The 19,041-nt window shown below is 69.1% G+C and carries 19 protein-coding genes; 5 read left to right on the forward strand and 14 right to left on the reverse strand.

What is annotated here, in order from left to right; all coding sequences use genetic code 11:
• The 6 genes from DC434_RS15025 to DC434_RS15050 form a co-directional block, all read right to left on the reverse strand.
• Window positions 1–894 (reverse strand): carbohydrate ABC transporter permease, encoded by an 894-nt coding sequence (locus DC434_RS15025; protein WP_116636120.1) that lies wholly within the window; start codon window positions 892–894, stop codon window positions 1–3.
• The gene (locus tag DC434_RS15030) at window positions 891–1,763 is read right to left on the reverse strand and encodes a sugar ABC transporter permease (RefSeq protein ID WP_116636121.1); all 873 of its coding nucleotides are present in this window, start codon (window positions 1,761–1,763) and stop codon (window positions 891–893) included. Before DC434_RS15030 ends, DC434_RS15025 begins: the two co-directional genes overlap by 4 nt.
• 71 nt (window positions 1,764–1,834) lie before the next feature.
• A complete protein-coding gene (locus tag DC434_RS15035; RefSeq protein ID WP_116636122.1) occupies window positions 1,835–3,142 on the reverse strand; it encodes an extracellular solute-binding protein in 1,308 nt (435 codons plus the stop codon).
• Between the two features lie 142 nt (window positions 3,143–3,284).
• Window positions 3,285–4,538: an MFS transporter gene (locus DC434_RS15040; RefSeq protein WP_116636123.1), complete on the reverse strand. Its 1,254-nt coding sequence runs from the start codon at window positions 4,536–4,538 to the stop codon at window positions 3,285–3,287.
• Between the two features lie 51 nt (window positions 4,539–4,589).
• Window positions 4,590–4,907 carry a metalloregulator ArsR/SmtB family transcription factor gene (locus tag DC434_RS15045; protein WP_116636124.1) on the reverse strand — a complete coding sequence of 106 codons (318 nt, stop codon included), beginning with the start codon at window positions 4,905–4,907 and terminating at the stop codon, window positions 4,590–4,592.
• On the reverse strand, window positions 4,904–5,392 hold the full coding sequence (locus DC434_RS15050; RefSeq protein ID WP_243408951.1) for an SRPBCC family protein: 489 nt from the start codon (window positions 5,390–5,392) through the stop codon (window positions 4,904–4,906). Before DC434_RS15050 ends, DC434_RS15045 begins: the two co-directional genes overlap by 4 nt.
• A gap of 182 nt (window positions 5,393–5,574) precedes the next feature.
• Between DC434_RS15050 and DC434_RS15055 the strand changes: the two genes are divergently transcribed.
• Window positions 5,575–7,182 (forward strand): SDR family oxidoreductase, encoded by a 1,608-nt coding sequence (locus DC434_RS15055; protein WP_116636126.1) that lies wholly within the window; start codon window positions 5,575–5,577, stop codon window positions 7,180–7,182.
• Window positions 7,183–7,511: 329 nt separating this feature from the next.
• Here the strand turns inward: DC434_RS15055 and DC434_RS15065 are convergent, their stop codons facing one another.
• The 5 genes from DC434_RS15065 to map all read right to left on the reverse strand — a co-directional run bounded on the left by DC434_RS15065 (window position 7,512) and on the right by map (window position 13,741).
• Window positions 7,512–7,967 (reverse strand): nucleotidyltransferase domain-containing protein, encoded by a 456-nt coding sequence (locus tag DC434_RS15065; protein ID WP_116636128.1) that lies wholly within the window; start codon window positions 7,965–7,967, stop codon window positions 7,512–7,514.
• Between the two features lie 87 nt (window positions 7,968–8,054).
• Window positions 8,055–10,061, reverse strand: coding sequence for a BCCT family transporter (locus DC434_RS15070; RefSeq protein ID WP_243408952.1), 2,007 nt, complete (start codon window positions 10,059–10,061; stop codon window positions 8,055–8,057).
• A 259-nt stretch (window positions 10,062–10,320) separates the two neighbouring features.
• Entirely contained in the window at window positions 10,321–12,165 is a 1,845-nt protein-coding gene (locus DC434_RS15075; protein WP_116636129.1) for an AarF/UbiB family protein, read from the reverse strand.
• Window positions 12,166–12,249: 84 nt separating this feature from the next.
• Window positions 12,250–12,870, reverse strand: a complete 621-nt coding sequence (locus DC434_RS15080) for a PadR family transcriptional regulator (protein ID WP_116636130.1) — start codon at window positions 12,868–12,870, stop codon at window positions 12,250–12,252.
• 97 nt (window positions 12,871–12,967) lie between these two features.
• Window positions 12,968–13,741: a type I methionyl aminopeptidase gene (map, locus tag DC434_RS15085; protein WP_116636131.1), complete on the reverse strand. Its 774-nt coding sequence runs from the start codon at window positions 13,739–13,741 to the stop codon at window positions 12,968–12,970.
• 65 nt (window positions 13,742–13,806) lie between these two features.
• On the opposite strand from map, the gene DC434_RS15090 reads away from it, so the two are divergent.
• The 3 genes from DC434_RS15090 to DC434_RS15100 all read left to right on the forward strand — a co-directional run bounded on the left by DC434_RS15090 (window position 13,807) and on the right by DC434_RS15100 (window position 14,849).
• Window positions 13,807–14,088: a helix-turn-helix transcriptional regulator gene (locus DC434_RS15090; RefSeq protein ID WP_116636290.1), complete on the forward strand. Its 282-nt coding sequence runs from the start codon at window positions 13,807–13,809 to the stop codon at window positions 14,086–14,088.
• Window positions 14,089–14,226: 138 nt separating this feature from the next.
• Window positions 14,227–14,460 carry a hypothetical protein gene (locus DC434_RS15095; protein WP_116636132.1) on the forward strand — a complete coding sequence of 78 codons (234 nt, stop codon included), beginning with the start codon at window positions 14,227–14,229 and terminating at the stop codon, window positions 14,458–14,460.
• Window positions 14,457–14,849 carry a type II toxin-antitoxin system VapC family toxin gene (locus tag DC434_RS15100; protein ID WP_116636133.1) on the forward strand — a complete coding sequence of 131 codons (393 nt, stop codon included), beginning with the start codon at window positions 14,457–14,459 and terminating at the stop codon, window positions 14,847–14,849. Before DC434_RS15095 ends, DC434_RS15100 begins: the two co-directional genes overlap by 4 nt.
• 65 nt (window positions 14,850–14,914) lie before the next feature.
• Here the strand turns inward: DC434_RS15100 and DC434_RS15105 are convergent, their stop codons facing one another.
• Window positions 14,915–15,220 carry a helix-turn-helix transcriptional regulator gene (locus DC434_RS15105; RefSeq protein WP_116636134.1) on the reverse strand — a complete coding sequence of 102 codons (306 nt, stop codon included), beginning with the start codon at window positions 15,218–15,220 and terminating at the stop codon, window positions 14,915–14,917.
• Between the two features lie 81 nt (window positions 15,221–15,301).
• Here DC434_RS15105 and DC434_RS15110 point away from each other — a divergent pair, with 81 nt between their 5' ends.
• Window positions 15,302–16,543 (forward strand): MFS transporter, encoded by a 1,242-nt coding sequence (locus DC434_RS15110; protein ID WP_116636135.1) that lies wholly within the window; start codon window positions 15,302–15,304, stop codon window positions 16,541–16,543.
• A 393-nt stretch (window positions 16,544–16,936) separates the two neighbouring features.
• On the opposite strand, the gene DC434_RS15115 is transcribed toward DC434_RS15110, so the two are convergent.
• Both DC434_RS15115 and DC434_RS15120 read right to left on the reverse strand, forming a co-directional pair.
• Window positions 16,937–18,358 (reverse strand): DHA2 family efflux MFS transporter permease subunit, encoded by a 1,422-nt coding sequence (locus tag DC434_RS15115; RefSeq protein ID WP_207769979.1) that lies wholly within the window; start codon window positions 18,356–18,358, stop codon window positions 16,937–16,939.
• A gap of 102 nt (window positions 18,359–18,460) precedes the next feature.
• Window positions 18,461–19,027 carry a TetR/AcrR family transcriptional regulator gene (locus tag DC434_RS15120; RefSeq protein ID WP_116636137.1) on the reverse strand — a complete coding sequence of 189 codons (567 nt, stop codon included), beginning with the start codon at window positions 19,025–19,027 and terminating at the stop codon, window positions 18,461–18,463.
• Between the last annotated feature and the right edge of the window lie 14 nt (window positions 19,028–19,041).

The following is a 19,041-nucleotide window of genomic DNA, read 5'->3' on the forward strand; positions in this document are numbered from 1 at the left end:
TCAGCCCTTGACGGCGCCGTCGCTGAGTCCCGCGACGAGATACTTCTGCGCGATGAATGCGATCACGAACACCGGGATCGTGAGGAGCATGGATGCCGCTCCCGCCTGTTGCAGCATCGGCAGGGTCTGCCCGAGCTGCGTGGCGATGAAGACCGGCACCGTCTTCGACGACGTGTCGGTGAGCACGAGCGCGGTGAGGTACTCCTGGAACGCGAAGAGGAACACGAAGATGCCGGCGGTGAGGATGCCGGGTCCCATCAGCGGGATCATGACGCGGCGCAGCATCCCGATCCTCGTGCAGCCGTCGATCATCGCGGCCTCATCGAGCTCCTTGGGGATCTCGGCGAAGAAGTTGCGCAGCAGCCAGATCGTGAACGGCTGGTTGATCGCGACCAGGGCGATCGCCAGCGCGAACGTCGTGTCGTAGATGCCCAGCGCCCGGCTGATGTCGTACATCGGCAGCACCACCGCGAAGCGCGGCAGCGCACGGAAGATCAGGGCGAGCACCAGCAGGATCGCCGAGACATAGCTCGGGAACCGCGACAGCGCATAGGCCGCCGGGATGCCGATGACCAGCGCGATCACGGTCGACACGATCGCGACGACCACGGTGTTCACGAGGTAGTCCGCGAAGTACGTGGTCTGCCACAGATCGACGAACGCCTGCAGCGTCGGCTGGTAGTCCCAGAGCACCGGCGGGTTGGAGAACGCGACGTCGGTCGGCTTGGTCACCGACAGCGTCATCCAGATGAACGGACTGAGCACGACGACGCAGAGGATGCCGAGCAGCAGACCGGTGATGTACGGCGGGCGGTTCTGACCGCGGCGCTTGCGCTGCGGTGCGCCCTTGGTGACGATGGCCCTCGTCGAGAGCTCTGCGGAGGTGAGACTCATCGTTCGGCCTTCGCTTCCTTGAAGATGCCCCGGATGAACGGGATCAGCATGATGAGGATCAGGAGGATGGTGAGGACGTTGATCGCACTGCCCAGCCCGAGGTTCTCGGCGCCGTCGGCGAACGCCACCGAGTAGACGTAGAGCATGATCGACTCGTTCCCGATGTTCTGCGCCTGCGGCGACAGCGGGATCAGGTTGTCGAACATGCGCAGCACGTCCATGATCGTGATCAGGGTCACGAAGCCGAGCACCCCGCGGATGGTCGGGATGATCACGTTGATGTGCGTCTGGAAGCCGTTGGCGCCGTCGATCTTGGCGGCCTCCTTCAGCTCGTTGGGCACGCCCTGGAGCCCCGCCAGGATGATGAGCATCGCGAACGGCAGCATGTGCCAGACGGTGTTCGCGATGACGAGGATCGCGTTCGGCACCTGGTCGGTGAACCACAGCACCTGCGAGCCGCCGAAGAACCCGATCAGCCTGTTCACGACGCCGCCGAAGTTGTCGTCGAACAGCCACGAGAACGCGACGGCGCCGACGAGGTTCGGCAGCACGTACGAGACGAGCATGATGCCGAGGACGAGCGGGCGGGACGTGGTGATGCGGTTGATGCCGGTGGCGATGATGTATCCGAACACCAGCAGGATCGCGGTGGTGACGACCGTGACGGCGACGGTGAAGAGCACCGCCTTGTGGAACCGGGGATCTGTCAGAGCGTCGGTGAAGTTCTCCAACCCGACGAACGTCCCCGGTGTGCCGTAGCGGACCTGCTCGAAACTCCACTGCACCGTGCGCACCAGCGGGAGCACGAGGAGTGCACCCATCACCAGCAGGCTCGGAGCGAAGAGCAGCCAGAATTCGCGTGCCTTCATGTGCGTCCTCCCTTGGACGGACTGTGGCCTGAACTCGCGCTCAGGCCACAGTCATGGACGTCGGTCCGTGGTCAGCCGGCGACCTTCTCGCCGGCGGCCTGCATCTGGGCGAGTCCGTCGTCGACGGACACCTGGCCGTTGAGGATCGAGACCAGGATCGGACGGATCTCGTTCGTGATGTCGGCGATGACCGGCGACACGATCGGCGGCATCGCGCTGGCGATCGAGTCGTTCGCCGCCGCGCCGTAGGGAGAGTTCTTCTCCGTCACCATTCCCTCGCGGGCCGGGTAGGCCGCGGGGACGGATGCCTTCGAGGCGTCTTCGCTGACGGCCGAGGCCATCATCTGGAACAGCATGTCATGGTCGAGCTTCGTGTTGAATGGGATCGACCAGCCGTCGATCGAGAGGCGGTTGTACGAGTACTCCGCGTCATCGCTGACCTTCGGCGCACCGGCGAAGCCGAACGAGTCGGACAGCTTCGAGTTGGCCGGGAGCGTCAGGTCGAACATGCGGCCGGAGAACATGATCGACATGGCCGCCGTCCCGTTGAACATCTGCTGCTGCACCTTGGGCTGGTCGAAGGTCGTGACCTGCGGGTCCATGTAGGGCTTCAGCGAGAGCATCGCCTCGACGGCCTGCTTGGCCTCGGGGGTGTCGAGCGTGACCTCGCCGTCCGCGGTGACGAAGTCGGCGCCGAGGGAGTTCATCGCGCCCTCGAAGCCGGTGGTGACGTCGGCCGTGGCGAGCCACGGCAGCGCGATCGGGTACTCCATGAGCCCTGCGCCCTTGATGGCTTCGGCGGCGTCGATCATCTCGTCGAACGTGGTCGGGACCTCGAGGCCGAGGTCTTCGAAGACGTCGGTGCGGTAGGCCATCACGAACATCTGCGCCTGCATAGGGATCGCGTAGATGTCGCCGTCGTACGACATCCCCTCGACCATCGACTCGCTGATCTCGTCGAGGCCGTAGTCGGCGGCGTACTTGTCCCAGAGGTCGTTCAGCGGAACGAGCTTCTCCTCTTCGCCGAATCCGGGGATGACGAAGCCGTACGTCTCGATGATGTCGTAGGTGCCCGTGTCACCCGCGAGGGTGGCCGTGGTCTTGGTGACCTGACCGCCGAAGTCGATCGGGTCGTGCTTGAGCGTCACGTCGTCGGTCGAGCAGCTCGACACCATCGTGTCGGTGAAGGGGTCGATCGCCGAGGAGTTGTAGGCGAGGACGTTGACCGTCGTCTTGCCCTCGGGTGCCGTGTAGTCACATGACACCGTGGTCGAGTTTTCGTTGTCGGTGCGGGAGCCCGCGCCGCAGCTGGTGAGGGCGACGATGCCCACGGCTGCGAGAGCGAGAACCGGCAATGCCCGATGCTTGTTGAGTCCCATAGGGGTGATGGTATACGTATGCAGTCAACTTAGGGAAGCCTATTTTTCGGGAATGTATTCCCTCTGAATACGTATACGTAACGATTGCCCGCAGGCTCTTGCGGGCGACGCGCGGAATGCCGGCCGAAACGCCCGGGCGGCGTCACTCCGAGCGAGGTCGCCGCTTCTCCAGAGCCCCGGAGAGCAGGACGGCCACCACCCCCGCCACCGGCGCGATCAGGAGTCCGGCGCGCAGGCTCTCGGTGTCGGCGATGAAGCCGACGAACGGCGGTGCGAGCAGGAATCCGACACGGAGGAGCCACGAGACGATCGTGAGCCCGGCGCCGTGCCGCAGGCCGGGCAGCTCGTCCGCCGCATGCATCGCCGCGGGGATGAGCGTGGCGATGCCGAAGCCGAGCGCAGCGAAGCCGACGATCGTCCCCGGGATGCTGGGGAAGGCGAGGGCGAGCCCCATCCCCGTGGCCGCGATCAGTCCGCCGGCACCCGCGACGAGGCGCTGACCGAACCGGTCGGTCAGCCGGTCGCCGAGGATGCGGCCGACGAACTGCGCGAGCATGAGGGCGATGAAACCGAGCGGTGCGATCGCGGCGGCCGCGTCGAGCGAGTCGGCGAGGTAGAGCGTCGCCCAGGAGTTGCCGGCATCCTCACCCACCGCCCCGGCCATCGCGATGAGCGTGAGCGCCGCGAGCAGGAGGACCGTGCGCAGGCTCGGGCCACGGCGCCCGGCTGGGCGGATCCCGGGGCTGTCGGCGACGGCATCCGCATCTTCTGCCGCATCCGCCGACTCCTCGTCGCGCCCGGGCAGGCAGAAGCGCAGCGCACCGATGGCGACGGCGGCGAACACCGTGGTGGAGATGGCGAGATGGATGCCGACGGGCAGGCCGACCGCGATCGCGACGGCGGCCATCGCGCCGCCGACCACCGCGCCGATCGACCAGATCGCGTGGAAGGAGTTGATGATCGAGCGACCGTACCGGCGCTGCACCCGCAGACCGTGAGCGTTCTGCGCGACGTCGGTGATCGCGTCGCACGCGCCGGTGAGGAACAGTGCGCCGGCGAACAGCAGCGCCGACGGCGACAGACCGGCGAGGAGGTAGCCGATGCTGGTGAGCGCGGTGCCCAGCACCGCGAGGCGGCCCGAGCCGAACCGGCGGATCAGCACGGCGGCGGCGAGACCGGCCACGATGGCCCCGGCCGGGAGCGCGGCGATCGACAGACCGTAGGCGGTGTTGTCGAGACCCAGCGTCGCCTTGATCTCGGGGTAGCGCGGCAGGATGTTGGCGAACAGGGCGCCGTTGGTCAGGAAGAGCGCGGACACGGCGATGCGCGCGCGGCGGGCCGCGGCATCCGGGCCCGGTCGCGCGGCGGTGACCGTCTCGTCGCTCGGATCGTCCATCGCGCCCATCCTTCCACGAGCGCCCTGCGTCCCGTCGCAGAGGCGCCGCGGTCAGAGGCCCTCGGCGATCTCCTTGATCGCGGCGAGCCGGCGATCCCAGGCACGTCCGATCGCGTCGAGTTGCGCGGCCGTGGCGGCGAGCTCGGTGCCGATCACGCGGTAGCGCAGCTCGCGGCCGACGGGCACGGGCTCGACGAGCCCGACCTCCTGCAGCACCGCGAGGTGCTTGGCGATGGCCTGACGACTCACAGGCAGACGCCCGGCGAGAGCGGATGCCGAGGCATCGCCCTCGCCGAGAGCCGTCAGGATGCTCCACCGCGTCTCGTCTGCCAGCGCCGAGAACATCGGGATCAGCGTGCCTGTGGTCATGCGTCGCCCTCGACGGCATCCGCTTCGACGAGCGCGACCAGCTTGTCGAGCTCGAGGTCCCAGCCGGTGCGGTGGCTCTCGAGGTTCTTAAGCGGTGCGGACGTGCGCTCGAAGCCGCTCTCGACGACGGTGAGCTGGGTGCCGCCGTCGATCTCGTCGAGGGTGAACGTGAAGACGGTCGAGGTGGTCTCGTCGACCGCGTCGGGGAGCCGACCGAGCGCGTCGTCGTTGTTCCATCGGTAGCTGATGAGATGGGGCTCGTCGCAGGCCTCGACCCGCAGCGGGATCACGTCGTAGTCGGGGAAGGTCATCGTGCCGGTCGCGCCGACACCCGTGCCGTCGAGCACCGTGCGGCCGAACCAGCGCGAGATGTGCTCCGGCTCGGCGACCGCCCGCCAGACCTTGTCGATGGATGCCGCGATGCTGATCGTGCGTCGGACCGAGAAGGTGTCCTCGTCGACCACGGAAGCGGTGTTCTCCGTCATGTTCACCATGATGCGTCCTTTCTTCGCGGAGCAGCGGGATCGCCACTCACCTGCAATTACAGAGTTGCACATGTTGACGTGCACTGCAACCCCTGGGTTGCATTTCGATGGCGCCCTTACATGCCCGCCCCGCCGCGCGCCACCCGCTTCTCCGCATCTCCGCCGCGGCCTACGCTCGAGCCATGACCGAGCTCACCCAGCCCACCGGACAGGAAGAGGCGCTGCGCGCCGTCCCGCGCGAAGACGGCACGGCACCCCGCGCCCTCGTGCTCGGAGCGACCGGATACATCGGGGGCCGCCTGACCCCCCGTCTCCTCAACGCCGGCTACCGGGTGCGGGTCCTGGCGCGCGACGCCGTGCGCGCGGCATCCTTCCCCTGGGGTCCCGCCTGCGAGATCGTCGAGGGATCGGCCGATGACGCGGATGCCGTGGCCGAGGCCATGGACGACGTCGACGTCGTCTACTACCTGATCCACTCGATGACCGCGGGCAAGGGGTTCGAGGAGAGCGATCAGCGCGCCGCGACGACGGTGGCGGATGCCGCGGCCCGCGCCGGCGTGCGCCGCATCGTGTATCTCGGCGGACTGCACCCCGACGACGTGAAGCTGTCGCCGCATCTGCGTTCGCGCGTCGAGGTCGGAGAGACGTTCCTGCACTCCGGGGTGCCGACGCTCGTGCTCCAGGCGGGCGTCGTGATCGGCTCGGGATCGGCGTCGTTCGAGATGATCCGACACCTGACCGATGTGCTGCCCTACATGCCCGCTCCGAAGTGGGTGCGCAATCGCATCCAGCCGATCGCCGTGCGTGATGTGCTGCACTACCTGCTCGGGGCCGCCCGGGTCGACGCGGACGTGAATCGCGCCGTCGACATCGGCGGACCCGATGTGCTGCGCTACGGGCAGATGATGAACGGCTATGCGGTCGAGGCGGGCCTGCCGCAGCGGGCGATCGCCGCACTGCCCGTGCTCACCCCGGGGCTCGCCTCGCACTGGGTGAACCTCGTCACGCCCGTGCCGCGGTCGATCGCGCGGCCGCTCGTCGCCTCGCTGCAGAACGAGTGCGTCGTGAAGGACCGCACCGTCGACGAGCTCATCCCGCCGCCCGCCGACGGCCTGACCCCGTACCGCCGAGCCGTCGCGCTGGCTCTCGGACGCCTCGACGCCGACACGATCGAGACGAGCTGGCAGGACGCCGAGGTGAGCGGAGCCCCGAGCGATCCTCTGCCGAGCGACCCCGACTGGGCGGGGCGCACGGTCTTCACCGACGCGCGGTCGCTCGCGACGAAGGCATCCGTCGACGACCTGTGGCGCGTGATCATCGGGATCGGCGGAGAGAACGGCTGGTACTCGTCGCCGTTCCTCTGGGCGGTGCGCGGCGTGATGGACCGGCTGGTCGGCGGCGTCGGACTCCGCCGCGGACGCCGGAGCCGCACCGCCGCGCGCATCGGCGACGCGATCGACTTCTGGCGCGTCGAGGCGGTATCGCAGCCGCATTCGGGCGAGGAGGATGCCGGGCTGCTGCGCCTGCGCGCCGAGATGAAGGTTCCCGGTGAGGCATGGCTCGAACTGCGGGCGATCGCCGAGGGCCCGGGCGCCCGCTACGAGCAGCGCGCGGTGTTCTTCCCGCGGGGCCTGGGCGGACGGCTGTACTGGCTCGCCGTGCTGCCCTTCCACGGCTTCATCTTCGCGGGCATGGCGGCGCGGATCACGGCCGCGGCCGAGACGGGCGGTGCCACAGCCGCGAGATCAGACGACCCTGGCGATGCCTCCCGTTCAGACGTGACCGCCTGATCCGATCTCCGCCTGCACCCGAGCCGCAAGCTCCGGAAAGGCCGTGATCACCGTGCGCCAGAGCAGATCTCTGTCCACGCGGTCATAGTGATGGACGACGAAGTCTCGGTTGCGGGCCGCCTGACGCCAGACCAGGTGAGAGAACCGTGCCTCGTCGGCGTGCACGAGCCGCTTCGAGAGATCACCGATGCGATTCGAGAGCGCCTCGAAAGCCAGAGGCAGAGCAGGGTCTACGTCGAAGGCATCTCGACCGCGATCAGCGAGATCCGCGGCTCGGGCGAGGGTGTCTCGAAGATCGCCGAGCCATCGGTCCACTCGATCATCGGGATTCACAGCCGAACGGCTTCCCGCAGGATCGTCGCATCGTGCTCGGGATTCAGCGCCGCCGTGCTCACGACGGATACCGGCACCCCGAGCAGAGCCTCCATGTCGATCTCGAACTGGGCGACGTCGAACAGCGTGGCTTCCGCGTGCGGCGTCACCAGCAGGTCGACGTCACTGAGCTCGTTCTGGTCTCCACGTGCGATGGATCCGTAGACCTGCACGTCACCGAGATGCGAGAGCGCGGCCAGGCGTTCGATGAGTGTGCGCTGCGCACGCAGCCGATCCAGCCCGATCCTCGTCGACCTCCCCTCGGTCAACGCGAGAAACCGGTCGTACGGGAGGAGCGCTGCTTGCGGCCGACGGTGAGATCCGATGATCACCGGCTCATCGGATCCCTCGCGAAAAGACCCGATGATGCGCGAGAGGCCGGCCCGCGCATCCGAGACCGAGGTCACATCCATCACAGCTCCTTCACATTCTGTACAGAAGATTGTACAGAATGAGCATCCGAATGACGAGGAAGTGGCGTCGCGACGGCGGGCGGCTCCTCAGTCGACCGGACGCTCCTCCGACCGCGGGTGCTCGCCCTGCACCGCGCCCTGGGCGCCCGCCGACTCCGCCGTCTCCTCGGCGAGTCCGTCCAGGGATGCTCCCGCGTCGGCATCGGCATCCGCATCGGTCGCGGCATCCGCTGTCGGGACGATGTCGATCGCCTCGGTGGCAGCCTCGTAGACCTCGGCGAGGGTGTCGTCGACCGTGTCCTCGTCGATCCAGGCGAGGTCGTCTTCGGAGTGGTCGTACTCGACCGGGACGAGCGCGAAGTCGTCGCCGTACTCCTCGAGCCCGGCCATGACGCTGTGCCGCACGGCCATCCGCGCATAGCGGTCGCGGAGTATCAGCGGATCGCGCCGCAGGTCCTTCATGAAAGCGACCATCATGAACGCCATGATCACCGCGAACGGCAGCGCGGCGATGATGGTCACGTTCTGCAGCGAGCGGAGTCCGCTCCCCTCCTCGCCCGAGATGAGCAGCACTGCGGCGATCACGCCGACCAACACCCCCCAGATGACCGTCACCCAGCGCGCGGGCTCGGGACGGCCCTGCTGCGACAGCGTGCCCATCACGAGCGAGGCGGAGTCCGCGCCGGTGATGAAGAAGATCGAGATCAGCAGGATGAGCAGGATGCTGGTGACCAGCGGGAACGGGAGATTCCCGAGCACGCCGAAGAGCACCTCCTCCGGCGGGTCGACGTTCAGTCCGGCACCGTCCATCTGCTGCTGAATGGCAGTCGTGCCGAAGATCGAGAACCAGACGAGCGAGATGGCCGAGGGCACGACGATGACGACCGACACGAACTGACGGAGGGAGCGGCCGCGCGAGATCTTCGCGATGAACATGCCGACGAACGGCGACCACGAGATCCACCACGCCCAGTAGAAGATCGTCCAGGTCGACAGGAAGGTCTGGGCCTCGTCACCCTGCGAGGCCGAGCGGGCGATCATCGTCGGCAGGTCGCCGAGGAACTGCACAGCGACGGACGGGATGACGTTGAGGATGAGCAGCGTCGGTCCGACGAAGAACACGAAGAAGGCGAGGACGAGAGCCGCGACCGCGTTGATGTTCGACAGCGCGCGGATCCCCTTGGAGACGCCCGAGACCGCCGACGCGATGAAGCAGGCGGTGAGCACCGCGATCGCCGCGATCAGCACCCCGTTGCCGAGTTCGCCGATGCCGCTGACGATCTCGACCCCGTGGCCGATCTGCAGAGCCCCGAGTCCGAGGGATGCCGCCGTGCCGAACAGCGTGACGATGATCGAGAAGATGTCGATCGTGCGTCCGAGGGGTCCCGTCGTGCGGTGCTCGCCGAGCAGCGGCGCGAAGATCGAGGAGATGAGCGGGGTGCGGCCGCGGCGGAATGCGCCGTAGGCGATGGCCCCGCCGACGAGCGCGTAGAACGCCCAGGCCTGCGGACCCCAGTGGTAGAGCACCTGCGCCTGCGCGGTGTGCATCGCCTCGAGGGTGTTCGCCTCGACGGTCCCGGGCGGCGGGTTCTCGAAGAAGGTGAGGGGCTCTGCCGCGCCCCAGAACACGAGCCCGATGCCCATGCCGGCCGCGAACAGCATCGAGATCCACGAGAACATCGAGAACTCGGGCTCTTCGTCGTCGCGGCCGAGGGGGATGCGTCCGTAGCGGCTGAACCCGACGAACAGCATGAACACCAGGATGACCGTGGCGATGGTCGTGAAGAAGAAGCCGGTGTACTCGACGACCGCGTCGAGGACGGTCCGGGTGGTTCCGGCGAGGTTGTCGCCCGCGAACACACCCCAGGCGATGAAGGCGACGGTCAGTGCGACCGCGATGCCGAAGACGAGCGGATCGGTGCGGTACGAGCGGCCCGTCTCCTCGACCGAGACGCCGGGCACGAGCGCCGGATGCACGCTGCGCGGCGGCACCGCGGCGATGTCGCGGACGATCTTCTTCGCGGTCGGGACGATGCCCGTTCCCGGCGGTGGTCCTTCAGAGCGTGCGGCGGGCTTCTCGTCAGGGGTCTCCATGGAAGACCATCCTTCCACGGCCCTTCGACAGGCTCAGGGACCCAGCCTTGGATTCGGGGACCCCGCCCTGAGTGCGGGGCCAGCCATGAGTGCGGGGCCCCAGTCCTGGGTTGCTGAGCCTGTCGAAGCACGTCAGCGCGGCATCCGCTGTACGTCTCGCGAGGAGAATCGCGCTTCCGAAGGCCCGAATCCCGGATTCCATCCTTCTGAAGCGCACATTCCCTTGTCGGATGCCCGAGTGCCGCGCGCCGGAAGCGCGTCAGCGCGGCCCGCGCCGCCCGACTCCCGCGAAGACCGCGTGCAGCAGCGGCAGCGCCGAGACGCAGATCAGCGTGATGCCGAGCGGGGGCAGCGGCGTCACGAGCAGCGCGCCTCCGACGAGCATCGCGGCGAAGAGCACGCCCGAGGCGATTCGGCGCGCGAGACCCTCCAGACGATCGAGTCGACGCTCGAGACGCGAGGTGTCGAAGGACACGTTGCCGTCGTCGATGCGCGTGATGATGTTGTCGATGCGCTGCGGCAGCCGCATGGTCACGGCGGCGGTCGCCATGGCCCGCTTCGCCACGTCCTGGATCAGGTTGCCCGACTCGTCGCGCAGCAGGCGGCCGGCGTACGGCTCCGCGGCATCCCACACGTTGAAGGCGGGGTTGAGGCCGCTGCACATGCCCGACGTCAGCGAGACGGCGCGGATCAACAGCAGCATGTTCTCGGGCAGCTGCAGCGGAAGCGACCGCACCATGTCGCCGAACTCGTCGGCGAAGGCCGTGAACTCGCGCGGGTCGACGGTGCTGAGCTCGGCGAATCCCATGCCGCCGAACCTCGCGAACAGAGCGGTGAGCGCGCGCTCGAGCTCGTTGGTGTCGGCCGACGGCAGCAGCACGCCGATCTCCTTCGCGGCCGCGACGAGTCCTCGGCTGTCGCGGCCGGCGACGGCGATGAGGAGCGTGCGCAGACCGTTGCGGAGGTTGTCCGGCACCTCGGCCATCATCCCGAAGTCGATGAAGGTCAGCCGGAAGTTCCGCGCCTGCGCCCCCGCGCCCTCCCCCTGGGTCCCTGAGCCCTCACCCCGGGCCCCTGAGCCTGTCGAAGGGCCTGTCGAAGGGCCCGCCTCAGGGACCGGCGTCACGAAGATGTTCCCCGGATGCGGGTCGGCGTGCACGAAGCTGTGCGTGAACACCTGGTCGAACATGACCTCGGCGAACACGTCGGCGACCTGCGAGGGGTCGATGCCGGCGGCGCGCAGCGCGTCGATGTCGTTGATCTTGATCGCCGTGACATCCGAGAGCGTCAGCACGCGACGGGTCGACCGCTCCCACACGATCTCGGGGGTGTCGACGCGCGGGTCGTCGGCGAAGTTCTCCCGGAACCGCTCGGCGCTCGCGGCCTCGTGCAGGTAGTCGATCTCCTCGAGGCTCGTCTCGGCGAACTCCTCGACGAGCGCGGGGGCGTCGACCCGATCCGAGACGAGCCGCACGCGCATCGCCCAGCGCGCCACCCGGCGGAGGGCGGCGAGGTCGACCGCGACGATCTCGTCGATGCCCGGACGCTGCACCTTCACGACCACCGTGTCGAGTCCCGTGTCGGCGGCGTCCTGCTCCGAGAGCCGGGCGCGATGCGCCTGACCGAGGGATGCCGCGGCCACCGGAGTCTCGTCGAACCAGGCGTACGCGCGGGTCAGCGGCATGCCCAGCTCGGCCTCGGCGACGACGCAGAGGTCGGCGAAGGGGACGGCGGGCACCTCGTCCTGCAGCCCCTCGAGCTCGGCGGTGATCTCGGGCGGGAGCACGTCGAGGCGCGACGACATGAACTGCCCGACCTTGATCATGAGCCCGCCGAGGTCGACCGCGAGCACGTGGAATCGCCGGGCGAACTTCTGCATCCGCGGTCCACGCGTGCGCTCCGCGACCGATGACATGCCGAGGCGCGGCAGCACGAGCTCGTACCACCAGACCTTCAGGAACTCGCGTGCCGCGAAGTTGAGGATCCGTCTGTAACGGGCACGGTGCCCGGGTGCCGGCCGTGGATCGCGGGCCGCTGCGCTGCGTCCGCCCGTCCCCGGAATCGTCGGTGGCGCTGCGAAGCGCCCCTCGCCGGCATCCGTCATTCCGTCATCCTCTCGAACCGCGTCGACACGCTGTGACCATGTCAGCCCTCCCCCGACCGCTGAGCCGCGGACCGCGGCATCCGATCAGTCCTGCGCGAGGATGGAGTAGAGCTTACGGCGCGCGTCGTCGAGGACGTCGATCGCAGCCTGCACCTGCTCGGGTGAACCGCTGCGACCCACCGCGGCGGCGGCACCGGCGAGGTCGACGCCCGCCTTGGGGAGCGCGGTGAAGCGCGGGTCATTGCGGTGGCCGTCCTTGTCGGACGACTCCCACGGAGCCTTCGTCTCCGACGACTCGTCGGCGACGGCGCGACCCGCCTCGGTCAGCGAGTAGGTCTTGCGACCGTTCTGCTCCTCGGCCGAGATGAGACCCTCGTCGGCGAGCAGCTGCAGGGTCGGGTAGACCGATCCGGCGCTGGGCTTCCAGGTTCCGCCACTGCGCTCGGCGATCTCGTTGATGATCTGGTAGCCGTGCATCGGCTTCTCGGCGAGCAGCGAGAGCACCGCCGTGCGCACGTCGCCGCGGGCCATGCGCGAGCCGCCGGACGGGCGCTGCTCGAACGACTTGCGGAACTGGTCGAACGCGTCGAACAGAGCGCCGGCCGGGCCGTTGGCGCCGCCGAGGCCGCCGGTGCCGAAGAGGCCGCCGAGCGGGTTGTCGGCGTTGCTGCTGCCGGATGCGCCAAAGGGGAATGTGTTGTTCATGATGACCTCCAGATGGGGTGGTGAACGATAGTCAACGATATATCGTTCAGCCTGGAGGTTGGGTGGGAGTTTCGGATGCCGTGGGCAGGCGGCTACCTCAGCTGCGCGGCAGGGTGAGGATCTCGGCGCCCTCCGCCGTGACCGCGATCGTGTGCTCGGTGTGGGCGGTGCGGCATCCGGTCGCGCTGCGCAGCGTCCAGCCGTCGGCGTCGGTGACGAGCTCGTCGGTGTCAGCCATGACCCACGGCTCGAGCGCGAGCAGCAGCCCGGGGCGCAGGATGTAGCCGCGACCGGGTCGACCGTCGTTCGCGACATGCGGATCCTGGTGCATGGTCGAGCCGATGCCGTGCCCGCCGAACTCGAGGTTGACCGTGTAGCCGGAGCCACGCAGCACGGTGCCGATCGCGCGCGACAGGTCGCCGATGCGGGCGCCGGGCCGCACAGCCGCGATACCGGCGGCGAGCGCGCGTTCGGTCGCGTCGATCAGGGCCAGATCCTCGGGCGCCTGCGTCTCTCCCACGATGAAGCTGATCGCCGCGTCGGCCGAGATGCCCCGGAGGGTGACGGCGAGGTCGAGCGTGAGCAGATCGCCGTCGGCGAGGACGTAGTCGTGGGGCATGCCGTGGAGCACGGCATCGTTCACCGCGGTGCAGACGTAGTGGCCGAAGGGTCCGCGTCCGAAGGAGGGCGAGTAGTCGACGTAGCAGGATTCGGCTCCGGCATCCTCGATCATCTGCTTCGTCCAGCGGTCGAGATCGAGCAGGTTCACGCCGACGGCGGTGCGCTTCTTCAGCGCCTGCAGGATGCCGCCGACGAGGGCGCCGGCGTCACGCGCACGGGCGAGTTCGTCGTCGTTCAGGATCTCGATCATGGTTCTCTCTCCGGTTCCGATAACTATCCCGGTAATACTATCCCGGGATTAGTATGGGCATCATGATGGTCCGGATGCCGCTCACCCCCGCCGAGGTTGAACGCGGCGAGCGCCTCGGCGCCCTGCTGCGCCGGGCGCGCGGCGAAAGGTCGATGCTCGCCGTCGCTCTGGACGCCGGAGTCTCCCCCGAGACGCTGCGCAAGATCGAGTCCGGCCGCGTCGCGACGCCCGCCTTCTCGACGATCGCGGCGATCAGCGGCGTGCTCGGCCTCTCGCTCGACGCCATCTGGTCCGAGATCGGGACGGATGCCGAGCGCCGCACCACCGCGGCACGCATCGCTTCCTGACCACTTCTGCACAGTCGGGGTCCGCGAGAATCCGCCCACGGATCGCGTCTCCCGTCTCGGACCGCGGTGGCGCATCCCCGAGGGTGGACGCATGAGAGACTCTTCCCCTCCCTCGGAGAGCGCATGCATACTGTAAGCATGCCGAACGTTCTGATCCGTGACCTCGATCCCGGCGTCCATGCCGTGCTCGCCGCCCGGGCCGAGGCGCACGGCCAGTCGCTGCAGCAGTACCTGACCGCTGAGCTCACGCGCCTCGCCGGGCAGCCGACACTCGGCGAGCTGTTCGCCGACCTCGCGAGCCGTCCACCGCAGCCGCCGATTCCGGCGAGCGCGATCGTGTCGGCGATCCACGACGGCCGTCGCGCAGGATGATCGTCGTCGATGCCTCCGTCGTCGTCGATCTGCTGACCACGACGGGCGAGCCGTCGCGGCTCCACGAACGGCTGGTCACCGAACATCTGATCGCGCCCGAGATCCTTCCGATCGAAGTCGCCTCCGCCCTGCGCGGATTGAACCGCGGCGGCATACTCAGCGACGAACGCCTCGCCCGCGCGGCATCCGACCTCCCTCGACTTCGGGTCGAGCTGTATCCGTCACTGCCACTCGTGCCGCGCGTGCTCGACCTGAGGCATAACCTCAGCGCCTACGACGCCGCGTACGTCGTCCTCGCCGAGGTCACGCTATCGGCGCTGCTCACTCTCGACCAGCGTCTGGCTCGCGCAGCCGCGGCGCGCTGCGCCGTGGAGGTGCCGTCACGCTGAGCGTTCGTGAGCGGTCGGGCGCGCGAGCACGGCGGGCGCGCTGAGCGGTCGGGCGCGCTCCGCTCTCAGCCCCGGAGTACGGAGTCGAGCAGCCCGGGGAAGAGCGTGTCGAGATCGTCACGTCGGAGCGTCAGCATCCGTCGCCGTCCGTTGGGTTCGTTGCGGATGACGCCGGCCTCGCGCAGCACCTTCATGAAGTGCGACTTGGTCGACTTCGGCAGATTCGGGTCGGTCGCGTGGCAGGCGGCCATGTCGAGCGGGCCGTCGGCGAGCTGACGAGCGATGGCCAGGCGCTCGGGGTCGCTGAGCGCGAAGAGCACGTCCGTGAGCTGGATCTCGGAGCGCTCCGGGTGGGGAAGATCGCCGGGCATAGTTCGAGAATAGTTGAACAATCACGGAATGGCGAGTACGCTCCGATAGTTCGATGATTCTCGAACCCTTGAGGAGCACGCATGACCACCACCCAGCCGATCGTCCGACCGTCGGCCGAGGCCGCCGCCCTTCCGCAGGCGCAGGGATCCACGATCCCCCGCGCCCGGTTCGGATTCGCGCTCGCGATCGTCGCCCAGGTCGCGATGATGATCGCAGCGAGCGCGCCCTCGCCGTTCTACCCGGTGCTCGCACAGGACATCGGCTTCGATGCGATCGTGATCGCGGCGGTCTTCGCCGTCTACGCCGTCTCCCTGCTGCTGACCCTCCTGACCGCCGGCTCGCTCTCCGACCACGTCGGCCGTCGGCCGGTGGTCATCGCGGGCCTGCTGCTCCTGGCGGGCAGCATGTTCCTCTTCTGGCACGCGGATGCCGTGGCGACGCTGTTCTTCGCCCGCATCCTGCAGGGCATCGCGAGCGGTCTGCTCATCTCCGCGCTCTCGGCGACCGCGCTCGACTTCGCGCCGGGCGGACGCGCGGGCGTCGCGGCCCTGTGGAACGCACTGAGCCCCGGCATCGGTCTGGCGCTCGGGGCGCTCGCCTCCGGCGTGGTGCTCGACCTGAGCGGGGAAGCGCTGCTCGACGTGTTCGCCCCGCTCAGCACCGCCTACCTCGCGCTGGCCGTGCTGTTCTTCCTCATCCCGGAGACCGCACCGCGCAAGCCCGGCGTCTGGGCATCGCTCAGCTTCCGCCTCTCGATCCCCGCGGCGATCCGGGCGGACTTCTGGCGCGGCGCTCCGGCGGTGGTCGCGGGCTGGGCCACCGGCGGACTGTTCCTGTCGCTCGGTGCGAACATCGTGCACAACGAGCTCGGCGGCTCCGCCCACGTCTGGCAGGGGCTCGCGGTCGCGATGCTCGCCGGCGTCGGGGCGATCACCGCGTTCCTGATGCGCCGCCGCCCGCCGCGCACCTCGGTCGTGTTCGGCACCACGGCGCTGGCCGTCGGAACCGCCCTGTCGCTCGCGGCGCTCGGACTCGGATCGCTCACCTTCTATCTCGCCGCGACCGCCGTGACCGGCATGGGCTTCGGCACCGCGTTCTCGGGAGTCGTCGCCTCTCTCGCCCCGCGCATCCCCGCGACGCAGCGCGCCGACACCTTCGCCGTGATCTACCTGCTGGCCTACCTCGCATTCGGGGTGCCCGCGGTGATCGCCGGATCGCTCGTCGGCATCGTCGGGCTCGGAACAGTGTGCGTCGGATACGGCATCGTGGTGATCGCGCTCGCGCTCGTGGCCCTGGTGTCGCGGCTGCGCCGCGCGGACTGACCACGGGCGCTCGAGGGGCCGAGAGCCTCGGGCCGCTCCAGCGCCGAGAGCCTCGGGCCGCAGCAGCGCCGAGAGCCCGGAGCCGCAGCGCGTCGGGAGGAGAGCTCGCGCGTGGGCGGAGGAATCCGTGAGGATCCTCCGCCCGACGACGAGTTCTCCGCCCATTACTGAGGCTCGGCGCCGCGCCGCACCCTCACCCGCGGCGCCACACCGCGACGACCCCCGCACCGAGCACGGCCAGCGCCGAGACCCTCGGGCCGCAGCAGCGCCGAGAGCCCGGAGCAGCAGCGCGTCGGGAGGAGAGCTCGCGCGTGGGCGGAGGAATCCGTGAGGATCCTCCGCCCGACGACGAGTTCTCCGCCCATTACTGAGGCTCGGCGCCGCGCCGCACCCTCAGCCGCGGCGCCACACCGCGACGACCCCCGCACCGAGCACGGCCAGCGCCGCAGCACCGAGGAAGAGCCAGGCGAAGCCGCCGGTGAGGGCATCCGCCGTCGAAGCGCCATCCGCCTCGAGCGACGCCGTGCGCAACCCGGCGATCGTCCCGAGCACGGCCAGCCCGACTGCGCCGCCGATCTGCTGGCTGGTGTTGATGAGTCCTCCGGCGAGTCCCGCCTCGCCGCCCTCGACGCCGTCGACCGCGAGCTGGGTCGTGGCGACGAAGGCTCCGCCGAGGCCGACGCCGATCAGCAGCGTCGGGCCGAGCAGCTGCGCGACGAACTCGGCATCCGAGGGTGCCGCCGCGAGCCAGACCAGCCCGCCGGCGAGCACGAGCAGCGAGCCGATGAGCACGGAGCGCACACCGAGCCGTCCCATCAGGCTCGGCACCGCTCCGGCCACGAGCACGAGAGCACCGGCGAGCGGAAGCTGCGAGAGCCCGGCGGCGAGCGCGTCGTAGCCGAGCACCGCCTGCATGTAGACCGACAGCGCGAAGAACAGCGCGACCATCGCAGCGCCGCCGAGCACCATCACGACGTTGCCGAGCGCGAGGCTGCGGTTGCGGAACACCGACAGCGGCACGAGCGGCTCAGCACTCCGGCGCTCGATCACGAGGAAGGCGGCTCCCAGCACCAGCGCGCCCGCGAAGAGCACGAGGGGGAGCGGATGCAGGAACCCGAGCTGCTCGACCGCGCTGAAGCCGCCGACCAGGGCGACGAGCGCAGCCGTGACGGTGACGGCGCCGGCGACATCCAGGCGTCCCGGTGCGCGAGCACCGTCGCGGGTGATGAGCAGCGGGATCGCGATGAGCACGATCGCGCCGACCGGGACGTTCACGAAGAACACCGACTGCCAGCCGAGGGTCGCGGTGAGCACACCGCCGAGCAGCACGCCGGCCGCCGAGCCGATGCCCGCGACTCCTCCCCACACGCCGAGTGCCGTGGTGCGCTCCTTCGCATCGGGGAAGAGGTGCGTGAGCAGCGCCAGTGCCGCCGGGGCGAGGAGCGCGGCCGACGCGCCCTGCAGGGCGCGAGCCGCCAGGAGCATCTCGGCCGAGAACGAGAGGCCGGCCAGGGCGGATGCCGCGACGAACACGGCCGTCCCGACGAGGAACACCCGGCGATGGCCGTAGCGGTCGGCCAGTCGTCCGCCGAGGAGCAGCAGCCCGCCGAAGGCGAGGACGTAGGCGGTGATCACCCAGGCGAGGGCGGCGGTGTCCATGCCGAGCTGCTGCCCGAGCACCGGGAGCGCGATGTTCACGATCGAGGCGTCGAGCACGACGAGGAACTGCGCGAGCGCGAGGATGCCGAGTGCGAGCCAGCGGCGCGAACTGCGCGGGGCCGCCTGCGTGATCGACGGGGTGGTGAGAGCGGTCATGATCTTCTCCTTCTCGGTGGTGCGATGTCGGTGGATCGATGGATGAGTGATTGCTCACTCACTCTTGAGAGCAAGCGAAACCGGCGCGAGCCGGGTGGCGGTTCAGTCGGGGTGACGGATGCCGCGGGTCAGCAGGGTCGCCCACTTCTCGGGGCGCCCGTCGAGCTGCGTGGTGACGATGAGGTGGCACAGCTGACCGAACGCGATGAAGGTCTGCACGTCTTCGTCGGAGCCGCCGGAGCGGCTCTGCGCGTACGTCGTCACGCGGCCGAGTCCCGCTCGGAGCGCGGCGCCGATCTCGGGGATCTCGGCGACGGACTGCGCGTGCACCTGCAGCATCAGCAGCTTCCGGTCCGAGATGAGGTGCGCGTAGGCATCGCCCATCGCGTCGAGGATGGCCTCCGGGGTCTGCGCCGAGGCGGCATCCGCTCCTTCTTCGAGGGCGACGATGATGGCCTCGAAGCAGGCCTCGAGCGCCGCGATGAACAGCGCCTCCTTGCCCGCGTAGAGCTTGAAGACGTAGGCCGGGGAGATCTTGGCCTCGCGGGCGACATCCGCGACGGTCGTGCCGTGATACCCGCCGCGTGCGAACTCCGCGAGCGCCGCTGCGGCCACGAGGGGCCGGCGGGCGTCTGCCGTGGAGAGGATGGAGCTGCGCGAGGTGGGCATATGAGTGACTGTAC

Origin of the sequence: Microbacterium sp. TPD7012 (assembly GCF_003075395.1) — a bacterium.
In the GTDB taxonomy this organism is placed as follows: Bacteria; Actinomycetota; Actinomycetes; order Actinomycetales; family Microbacteriaceae; genus Microbacterium.

Bases quoted from the DNA above. Each gene is read 5' to 3' on its own strand.
- DC434_RS15105 (WP_116636134.1), bottom strand. From the start codon at position 15,220: ATGCCCGGCGATCTTCCCCACCCGGAGCGCTCCGAGATCCAGCTCACG.
- DC434_RS15025 (WP_116636120.1), bottom strand. From the start codon at position 894: ATGAGTCTCACCTCCGCAGAGCTCTCGACGAGGGCCATCGTCACCAAG.
- DC434_RS15070 (WP_243408952.1), bottom strand. From the start codon at position 10,061: ATGGAGACCCCTGACGAGAAGCCCGCCGCACGCTCTGAAGGACCACCG.
- DC434_RS15100 (WP_116636133.1), top strand. From the start codon at position 14,457: ATGATCGTCGTCGATGCCTCCGTCGTCGTCGATCTGCTGACCACGACG.
- DC434_RS15065 (WP_116636128.1), bottom strand. From the start codon at position 7,967: ATGGATGTGACCTCGGTCTCGGATGCGCGGGCCGGCCTCTCGCGCATC.
- DC434_RS15115 (WP_207769979.1), bottom strand. From the start codon at position 18,358: ATGACCGCTCTCACCACCCCGTCGATCACGCAGGCGGCCCCGCGCAGT.
- DC434_RS15080 (WP_116636130.1), bottom strand. From the start codon at position 12,870: ATGAACAACACATTCCCCTTTGGCGCATCCGGCAGCAGCAACGCCGAC.
- DC434_RS15040 (WP_116636123.1), bottom strand. From the start codon at position 4,538: ATGGACGATCCGAGCGACGAGACGGTCACCGCCGCGCGACCGGGCCCG.
- DC434_RS15120 (WP_116636137.1), bottom strand. From the start codon at position 19,027: ATGCCCACCTCGCGCAGCTCCATCCTCTCCACGGCAGACGCCCGCCGG.
- DC434_RS15030 (WP_116636121.1), bottom strand. From the start codon at position 1,763: ATGAAGGCACGCGAATTCTGGCTGCTCTTCGCTCCGAGCCTGCTGGTG.
- DC434_RS15055 (WP_116636126.1), top strand. From the start codon at position 5,575: ATGACCGAGCTCACCCAGCCCACCGGACAGGAAGAGGCGCTGCGCGCC.
- DC434_RS15075 (WP_116636129.1), bottom strand. From the start codon at position 12,165: ATGACGGATGCCGGCGAGGGGCGCTTCGCAGCGCCACCGACGATTCCG.
- DC434_RS15035 (WP_116636122.1), bottom strand. From the start codon at position 3,142: ATGGGACTCAACAAGCATCGGGCATTGCCGGTTCTCGCTCTCGCAGCC.
- DC434_RS15090 (WP_116636290.1), top strand. From the start codon at position 13,807: ATGGTCCGGATGCCGCTCACCCCCGCCGAGGTTGAACGCGGCGAGCGC.
- DC434_RS15045 (WP_116636124.1), bottom strand. From the start codon at position 4,907: ATGACCACAGGCACGCTGATCCCGATGTTCTCGGCGCTGGCAGACGAG.
- DC434_RS15050 (WP_243408951.1), bottom strand. From the start codon at position 5,392: ATGACGGAGAACACCGCTTCCGTGGTCGACGAGGACACCTTCTCGGTC.
- DC434_RS15095 (WP_116636132.1), top strand. From the start codon at position 14,227: ATGCCGAACGTTCTGATCCGTGACCTCGATCCCGGCGTCCATGCCGTG.
- map (WP_116636131.1), bottom strand. From the start codon at position 13,741: ATGATCGAGATCCTGAACGACGACGAACTCGCCCGTGCGCGTGACGCC.
- DC434_RS15110 (WP_116636135.1), top strand. From the start codon at position 15,302: ATGACCACCACCCAGCCGATCGTCCGACCGTCGGCCGAGGCCGCCGCC.